The organism is Cupriavidus sp. SK-4 (assembly GCF_000611125.1).
In the GTDB taxonomy this organism is placed as follows: Bacteria; Pseudomonadota; Gammaproteobacteria; order Burkholderiales; family Burkholderiaceae; genus Cupriavidus; species Cupriavidus necator.
Window position 1 is genome coordinate 1 of sequence record NZ_JFJW01000024.1, and the last position, 7,825, is coordinate 7,825.

The window sequence follows — 7,825 nt, forward strand, 5'->3', positions numbered from 1 at the left end:
CGCCGCCGGCGGGCCGTGCCGCCAGGGTCTGCCCACCCTGGGCCGCCAGCAGGCTGCCCCCCACCAGCAATCCCATCAGGCCCAGCAGCTCGTTAAGTGCCTGTCTGCGGGTGCGGGCGGCGGGGCGCGTCATGGCGGCAGCTCCTTGGCTCAGACGGTTTCGTGGGGGCTGGCCGGCAGGGGCGCTGCGTCGTCGAGGGCGGCGTGCGCAGCGCGCTCGGCGTCGGCGGCATCGTCGGCCTGCAGCTGGCGCCAGAGCCGGCCCAGGTAGGGATCGTCGACGCCGTTGGTGGCCAGGCCCAGCAGGGTTTGCTGCAGGTATTCGCGCGCGGGGCCGTACAGTCCGGCAGCGTGGCGCAGGCGCTCGACCACGCTGGGATCCGGCAGCCGGCCGGCGTAGGCCTCGTGCGAGCGGTTCATGACGAAGGCGAGGGCGCGCTGCTCAGGCGCGCGGGCATCCCCGGTGCGGATGCGCAGCCAGCGCGGATGGTAGGCCCCGGTCAGCATCTCGCGGCGCCACAGCACGCGGAATTCCTGCTCGACCACATGGCTGGGGATGCGGAACACCATGCCGTGGCAGCAGCCGCCCCGGTCCAGGCCCAGCACCAGGCCCGGGTTGTCCCAGGTGCCCCGGTTGATGCGGGAATAGAGGTAGAAGCCGCGGTGGTAGCCGTGCACGGTGGCGCGCTGGCGCTCGGTGTGCACCACCATCGGGTTCCAGATCAGCGAGCCATAGCCGAACAGCCAGACGTCGCCGCCAAGCGCGGGATCTTCCGGGCGGCGCGCCAGCGCATCGGACAGGGACTGCTCCAGCACGGCTTCCGGCAGCAGCGAGGACGCGACCGGAGTACTGCACAGCGAGGTGCGCAGACGGTCGGATTCGAGGTCCTGTCGCGTGATGGCCATGGTGGAAGCATAAATCAAAGCGGCGCCACGGGAAGGTGGGGGAAATGACATAAGTGCCAGTTTTTCTCAGAATTGTCTGAGCAACCGGCGCGGGTGTGGGCGCTTGACAACGTTTGGCGCGGCGTGCCGCCTCTGTCACTCGCCGCGGACGAGTGCTGCCGCACCTTTGTCCGCGATCAGGGGGCCGTGAATTGCTGGCCCGCGCGGCTGCCATGTCCTTACAATGGTGGCCTCAATCCATAGGGGGAACCCGCGATGGCACGCACGCTTACGGTGGTGTTCGGCAGTGGCAAGGAATATGACTTCACGATTGGCACGGACGAGCTGGCCGCGGTCACCGAGGACGCCGCGTGGCGCTGGTTCGACCGGGAATACACCGAGCTGGACTGCCAGGCGTCGAGCCCGGTCGGCAAGGTGCTGGTGATCGACAAGATCCTGAATGTCGCCAAGTTTTCCGGAGAAGCGCGCTTCTCCGGCGATCCTGCATGGGCGCAGGACTATGCCCGCCATGCGGCGCGGCTGCTGGACCGGGACAAGGTCCGCGTCGATGTCGGCAACGCCGCCATCGGTTTCTGAGGCGCGGGCGCGCCGGCAAAACGGGTAGTTGCCGCGGTTGTCGCCCCTGCCCGAGCAGGCGCGACAACCTCCTGCCGGCTTAGACTGCCAGCAGTTCCACTTCAAACAGCAGGGTAGCGTTTGGCGGGATCACGCCGCCGGCGCCGCGGGCACCGTAGCCGAGGTCGGCCGGGATCACCAGGCGGCGCACGCCGCCCACCTTCATGCCCTGCACGCCTTCATCCCAGCCGCGGATCACGTGGCCGGCACCCAGCGGGAACACGAACGGGTCGTTGCGGTCCTTGCTCGAATCGAACTTGCGGCCAGCCTGGCCGTTCTCGTACAGCCAGCCGGTGTAGTGCACGGTGACGTGCTTGCCGGCGGTGGCTTCGGCGCCGGCGCCGACGGTGGTGTCTTCGTATTGCAGGCCAGAGGGCGTGGTTTGCATGGCGTATTTCCTTCCGATGGGAACAGACGTGGTGAGAGGAGAACGCAGCGCGGCTGCGTTCAGGCTTGGGCGCGCTGGAGCACATCCAGCGTCAGTTGCACATTGCGGTCGTCGTCGGCCACCCAGATATCGCCGTCCTGGATCGTCACCGACAGGCGCATGGCGCGCTGCGCCAGCGCGGCCAGGGCTTCGACCGCTTCCGCCGGGACATTGTAGACGGTGACGTTGCGCAGCTTGCCGGCCTTGCCCGCCATGCCCTTCCACCATTCGCGCGCACTGGCGGCGTTGTAGGTATAGACGGTCACGCGCTCGGCCCGCGCGGCGGCGCGCTTCAGGCGCGATTCGTCGGGCTGGCCCAGTTCGACCCAGTGGGCGATGTCGCCGGTCAGGCGCTTGTCCCACAGGTCGGGTTCGTCGGGTTCGTCCAGGCCGCGCGTGAAGGCCAGCGTTTCGGTGGCTTCGCAGGCAAAGGCCAGCAGCCGCACCATCATGCGCGCGTCATTCTCGGACGGGTGCTGGGCGATGGTCAGGCTGTGGCTGCCGTAGTAGGGCCGGTCCATGTCGGAAACCGACAGGTCAGCTTTGAAGATGGTGGATTTGAGCGCCATGAGGTGAAGTGAGCGGCAGGCGCCCCGGCTGGGGTGCGGGAGACGCAAAAGGCCGCATCATACGCCATTTGCCGGACACGGCCTGCGCGCCCGGCATACTCGCGCAGCGGCTCAGCGCTTGCGGTATTCCTTGAGGTAGAAGCGCAGCAGCGCCGACAGCAGCAGCGTGCTCAGGAAGCCGGCGGCTACGATCAGCGCCTGCCCGGCGGTGGTGTCGATCTGGCCGGCCACCCCGAGGCGGAACAGCCAGGTGCCGACCATCATCGCCAGGAACGGCATCAGCAGCGCGCCGCGGCCATAGGTTTGCACTGCCCACAGCGGGAAGCGGCGCAGGAAGTCGCCCGGAATGCTGCAGGCCAGGCAGGCACCGGCAGCTGCCAGTGCGGCGGCCACGATGTCGCCGGAATGGATGTCGAACATGGTCTCGGTCTCGCGCGCCCCCATCAGGCACACGCAGGCGAGCGTGGCGGGAATTGGGCAAAGCGCTGATTCTACAAGAGAAATTTGCGCCGGAGGTGACGAATACGGTTACCGTGGGGTGCTGCCCGCGGGCGATGCCTCGACCGCCACTTGCAGCGTCACGGTGTCGCCTACCTCAGGCAGGAAGCGGGTCATGCCAAAGGCACTGCGCGGCACCTCGGCGCGGAAGTCGCCGCCGCAGACCTGCCGGCTCACGCCGAAGAAGGTCACCTCGCCGCAGCGGAAGCGCTCGGCCTGCAGGCGCAGCGGCTGCGTGACGCCGTGCAGCGTCAGCTCACCTTCCACCGCCGCCAGCCGGCCGCCTTCCATCAGGAAGCGGTCCGCGCGCAGCCGCGCCACCGGGTGCTGGGCAGTATCGAAGAATTGTGCCGAGCGCAGCACGCCGTCCAGGGTGCGGTTGCCGGTATCGACCGAGGCCAGGTCCACGGTCACGTCGAGTGCACCGGCGCCGCTGTCCGCGTCATAGACCAGGCGCCCGTCGATCTTGCCGAAGCGTCCGCGCACCGAACTGCGCTCGAAATGGCTGGCGGAGAAATAGACGGTGGTGTGCGCCGGATCGATGGTGTATTCAAGCGGCGCCGCCTGCGCAGCGGTGATGCCCAGGACGGCAGCAAGTGCCAGCGCGCGTGCGGCCATGGCTCAGTCGGCGTTCAGTGGACGAACACGGGCAGCAGGAACATGCCCACCACTGACAGGTAGCCGATGGTCCAGCACAGCGTGCGCAGCGTGGCGCGGTCGGTCACGTAGCACACGGTGTAGAGCAGGCGGGCCACGATGAAGACCACTGCCAGCTCGTCGATGCGGGCTTGCGGCGCCTGCAGGTGGCTGGCGGCGAGCACGGCGGCGGCAAAGAAGGGGAAGGCCTCGAAGTGGTTGCGGTGCGCCATGTCGGCGCGGCGCGCGCGGCCGGACTGCTGCTCCAGCCAGCCGCGCGGGTCATGGTTGTCATAGCCAGGCCCGCTGGCCTTGGCGATGGCCACCGTCGCCAGCGGCATGACGCCGGCCAGCAGCACGCACCAGAAAGCGATCGGCATAGTCCAGTCCTTTCGGTTGCAGTGCCGGCGCCGCCATCACTGGCGCCACCGGCCCGGCCCGCGCGGTCAGGCGGCGACCACGCGGATCTCGATGCCCGCCAGGCCCACCACCTGCCCGGCGCGGATCTTGGCAGTCTTGCGCGATTCGGGCGCGCCGTCCACCGAGACTTCGCCGGCGGCGACCAGCGCCTTGCCGGCGCCGCCGCTGTCGCACACGCCCGCCAGCTTGAGCAGGTCATTGAGCGCGATGAACTCGCCCTCGAGCGGGAAGGTGATGGTTTGCACGGCTGCCTTGCCAGGTTTGGCCATCACTTGCCCCAGCTGTCTTTCAGACCGACGATGCGGTTGAAGACCGGCTTGCCCGGCTGTGAATCCGTGCGGTCGGCGACGAAGTAGCCATGGCGCTCGAACTGGAAGCGGTCTTCGGGCTGCGCTTCGCGCAGGCCCGGCTCCAGGTAGGCGGTGATCACCTGCTTGGAATCCGGGTTGAGCGCATCCAGGAAGTTCTTGCCGCCGGCATCCGGGTTGGGGTCGTTGAGCAGGCGGTCGTACAGGCGCACTTCGGCCTCGTACGCGTGCGCCGCGCTGACCCAGTGGATCACGCCCTTCACCTTGACGCTGTCGGCGCCCGGCGTGCCGCTCTTGGTTTCGGGCAGGTAGCTGGCGTGCACGGCGATCACGTTGCCGTCGGCATCCTTGTCCACGCCGGTGCACTCGATCACGTAGCCGTACTTCAGCCGCACCTTGTTGCCCGGGAACAGGCGGAAGTAGCCCTTGGGCGGGGTCTCGTTGAAGTCCTCGCGCTCGATCCACAGTTCGCGCGACAGCGGGAACACGCGGCGGCCCAGTTCCGGCTTTTTCGGGTGCACCGGCGCCGAGCATTCTTCGCTCTGGCCTTCGGGGTAGTTGTCGATCACCAGGCGCAGCGGGTCCAGCACGGCCACGCCGCGCGCGGCACGGCCGTCCAGGTCGTCGCGCACCGAGCCTTCGAGGGTGCTCATGTCGATCCAGCTGTCGGCCTTGGCCACGCCCACGCGGTCGCAGAACAGCTGGATCGATTCCGGGGTGTAGCCGCGGCGGCGCACGCCCACCAGCGTGGGCATGCGCGGATCGTCCCAGCCGTCCACGCGCTGTTCATCGACCAGCTGCTTGAGCTTGCGCTTGCTGGTGATGGCGTAGGTCAGGTTCAGGCGCGCGAACTCATACTGGTGCGGCAGCGGGTCGCGGAACACGCCGCTGTCGCGCAGGTGCTCAAGCACCCAGTCGTACAGCGGGCGGTTGTTCTCGAACTCCAGCGTGCACAGCGAATGCGTGATGTTCTCCAGCGCGTCCGAGATGCAATGCGTGAAGTCGTACATCGGGTAGATGCACCACTTGTCGCCCGTGCGGTGGTGATGGGCATGGCGGATGCGGTAGAGCACCGGGTCGCGCATCACGATATTGGGCGCGGTCATGTCGATCTTCGCGCGCAGCACGTGCTCGCCGTCGGCGTACTTGCCGGCGCGCATGTCGCGGAACAGCTGCAGGTTCTCTTCGACGCTGCGCTCGCGGTAGGGCGAGGGCTTGCCCGGCTCGGAGAAATTGCCGCGGCTGGCGGCGATCTGCTCGGCGGTCTGGCTGTCGATATAGGCGGCGCCGCGCTCGATCAGGGTCTCGGCAAAGGCGTAGAGCTGGTCGAAGTAGTCGCTGGCGTAGTACAGGTGCGGCTGTTTGGTGCCGTCCTTGCCCTCGCTGTCCCAGGAAAAGCCCAGCCAGTGCACCGCGTCGATGATCGAATCGACGTATTCGGTGTCTTCCTTGACCGGGTTGGTGTCGTCAAAGCGCAGGTGGCAGCGGCCGCCGTAGTCGCGCGCCAGCCCGAAGTTCAGGCAGATGCTCTTGGCGTGGCCGATATGCAGGTAGCCGTTGGGCTCCGGCGGGAAGCGGGTGATGACGGCCGGCAGCGGTTCGCCGGCCTTGTCCTGGCGGCCGGCATAGGTGCTGGCGGCGAGGTCCTGGTCGATGATGCTGCGCAGGAAGTTGGAGGCGGCGGGGGTGCTGTCGGTAGGCTTGTTGTCGTGGCTCATGATGGCGCCGGTTGGCCGGCCTGAGGCGTCTGGGTGCTTGGGGCCGGGTCGTCAGATTGCGTGGCGGAATGCCAATAACGGGATTTTACCGTGCCGGAGCCGCCGCACGCCGCGAGCCGCCGCGGATTTCCGCCCTTATCCCGGATTTGCGTCCGCGCGGACGCTCCCGGCTGCGACGAAAGTGATGTGTCGGAGTAGCATGGAAGCGTGCCGGCCCGTGGTGGCCGGCTTTGGTCCATCGCTGCAGGAATGCTCATGAACGCCCAACCCGATGCGGCGCCAGTGCCGCTTGAGCCCTCTGAGGCCGTTGCCGCGCTGTGGCGCGATGCCGGCCTGCCCGCCGAGGCGCTGGCGCACCTGAAGCTGGACGGCGCCGAGCCGGTGCTGCCGTCAAGCTTTGCCGTGGGCACCGCCGCCCAGGCCAGCCTTGGCGCCTCGGCGCTGGCCGCGGCCGCGCTTTGGCACAGCCGCACTGGCCGCTGGCAGGACGTCAGCGTCGACATGCGCCACGCCATCACCGAATTCCGCAGCGAACGCTACCTGCGTGTCGACGGCGGCCCCGCGCCCGAGCTGTGGGACAAGCTGGCCGGCATCTACCGCTGCGGCGACGGCCGCTGGGTGCGCCTGCATACCAATTTCCCGCACCACCGCGACGGCGTGGTGCGCTTGCTGGGCTGCGCCAATGACAAGGCGGCAGTGCAGGCCGCGCTGGACAAGCGGGACGCCGAAGCCTTCGAGGCTGCGGCGTCCGAAGCGGGCCTGGTGGTTGCGACATTGCGCAGCTTCGAGGAATGGGACCGCCATCCGCAGGCGGCCGCCTTGCGCGGCCTGCCGCCGGTGACGCTGGAGCGCATCGGCGACGCCCCGCCGCAACCGCTGCCGGCGCCCGCATCCGCGGACGCGCAGCCGCTGTCGGGCGTGCGCGTGCTCGATTTCACCCGCATCATCGCCGGCCCGGTGGCGGGCCGCACGCTGGCCGCGCATGGCGCCGACGTGCTGCTGGTCACCGCCTCGCACCTGCCGTCGATCCCGCCGCTGGTGATCGACACCGGCCGCGGCAAGCGCAGCTGCCAGCTGGACCTGCGCGATCCCGATGACAAGCGCATGCTGCACAAGCTGCTGCACGGTGCCGATGTGATGGTGCAGGGCTATCGCCCCGGCGGCCTGGCCGAGCTGGGCGTGGGGCCGGAGGCCGCGGCGCGCGCGCGTCCTGGGATCGTCTATGTGTCGCTGAGCGCCTATGGCCACGTCGGCCCGTGGTCGCACAAGCGCGGCTTCGATTCGCTGGTGCAGACCGCCACCGGCTTCAATGATGCCGAAGCGCAGGCGGCCGGCAGCGACACGCCGCGTCCGTTGCCGGCGCAGGTGCTGGACCATGCCGCGGGCTACCTGCTGGCCTTCGGCGCGATGGCCGCGCTGCACCGGCGCGCGGTGGAGGGCGGCAGCTGGCATGTGCGGGTGTCGCTGGCGCAGGTGGGTCAGTGGCTGCGCGGCCTGGGGCGCGTGCCAGAGGGGCTCAAGGCGCCCGAGCAGAAGATCGACGACGTTTCCGACCTGCTTGAGGCCGTACCGTCGGGCTTCGGCATGCTGACGGTGGTACGCCATGCGGCGCATCTGTCGGAAACGCCGGCGCGCTGGACCTTGCCGTCCGAGCCGCTCGGCACGCACGCGCCGGAGTGGCTGCCGCGCGGCTAGGTTAGGGCGTGTTCACACTATCTGAGCCCGTCG

General features: G+C 68.8%; 10 protein-coding genes. 2 read left to right on the forward strand and 8 right to left on the reverse strand.

Annotated features, from left to right (window positions below):
• Positions 1-150 precede the first annotated feature (150 nt).
• Positions 151-906, reverse strand: a complete 756-nt coding sequence (locus tag CF68_RS05375) for a gamma-glutamylcyclotransferase (RefSeq protein ID WP_035816569.1) — start codon at positions 904-906, stop codon at positions 151-153.
• 255 nt (positions 907-1,161) lie between these two features.
• On the opposite strand from CF68_RS05375, the gene CF68_RS05380 reads away from it, so the two are divergent.
• On the forward strand, positions 1,162-1,482 hold the full coding sequence (locus CF68_RS05380) for a hypothetical protein (RefSeq protein ID WP_013957577.1): 321 nt from the start codon (positions 1,162-1,164) through the stop codon (positions 1,480-1,482).
• A gap of 79 nt (positions 1,483-1,561) precedes the next feature.
• Here CF68_RS05380 and CF68_RS05385 read toward each other — a convergent pair whose 3' ends face one another.
• The 7 genes from CF68_RS05385 to CF68_RS05415 all read right to left on the reverse strand — a co-directional run bounded on the left by CF68_RS05385 (position 1,562) and on the right by CF68_RS05415 (position 6,097).
• Positions 1,562-1,909 (reverse strand): FKBP-type peptidyl-prolyl cis-trans isomerase, encoded by a 348-nt coding sequence (locus CF68_RS05385; RefSeq protein ID WP_010813699.1) that lies wholly within the window; start codon positions 1,907-1,909, stop codon positions 1,562-1,564.
• 59 nt (positions 1,910-1,968) lie between these two features.
• The gene (locus CF68_RS05390; RefSeq protein WP_018311154.1) at positions 1,969-2,517 is read right to left on the reverse strand and encodes a YaeQ family protein; all 549 of its coding nucleotides are present in this window, start codon (positions 2,515-2,517) and stop codon (positions 1,969-1,971) included.
• A gap of 111 nt (positions 2,518-2,628) precedes the next feature.
• The gene (locus CF68_RS05395) at positions 2,629-2,937 is read right to left on the reverse strand and encodes a hypothetical protein (RefSeq protein ID WP_013957575.1); all 309 of its coding nucleotides are present in this window, start codon (positions 2,935-2,937) and stop codon (positions 2,629-2,631) included.
• Positions 2,938-3,045: 108 nt separating this feature from the next.
• A complete protein-coding gene (locus CF68_RS05400) occupies positions 3,046-3,633 on the reverse strand; it encodes a YceI family protein (RefSeq protein ID WP_035816570.1) in 588 nt (195 codons plus the stop codon).
• A gap of 14 nt (positions 3,634-3,647) precedes the next feature.
• Positions 3,648-4,031 carry an MAPEG family protein gene (locus tag CF68_RS05405; protein ID WP_035816571.1) on the reverse strand — a complete coding sequence of 128 codons (384 nt, stop codon included), beginning with the start codon at positions 4,029-4,031 and terminating at the stop codon, positions 3,648-3,650.
• 66 nt (positions 4,032-4,097) lie between these two features.
• Positions 4,098-4,340 carry an RNA-binding S4 domain-containing protein gene (locus CF68_RS05410; RefSeq protein WP_010813694.1) on the reverse strand — a complete coding sequence of 81 codons (243 nt, stop codon included), beginning with the start codon at positions 4,338-4,340 and terminating at the stop codon, positions 4,098-4,100.
• Positions 4,340-6,097, reverse strand: a complete 1,758-nt coding sequence (locus CF68_RS05415) for a glutamine--tRNA ligase/YqeY domain fusion protein (protein ID WP_035816572.1) — start codon at positions 6,095-6,097, stop codon at positions 4,340-4,342. The genes CF68_RS05410 and CF68_RS05415 overlap by 1 nt, the downstream gene beginning before the upstream one ends.
• Positions 6,098-6,352: 255 nt before the next feature.
• Between CF68_RS05415 and CF68_RS05420 the strand changes: the two genes are divergently transcribed.
• Complete coding sequence (locus CF68_RS05420) at positions 6,353-7,792, forward strand: CoA transferase (protein ID WP_035816573.1); 1,440 nt, start codon at positions 6,353-6,355, stop codon at positions 7,790-7,792.
• Positions 7,793-7,825: the final 33 nt, after the last annotated feature.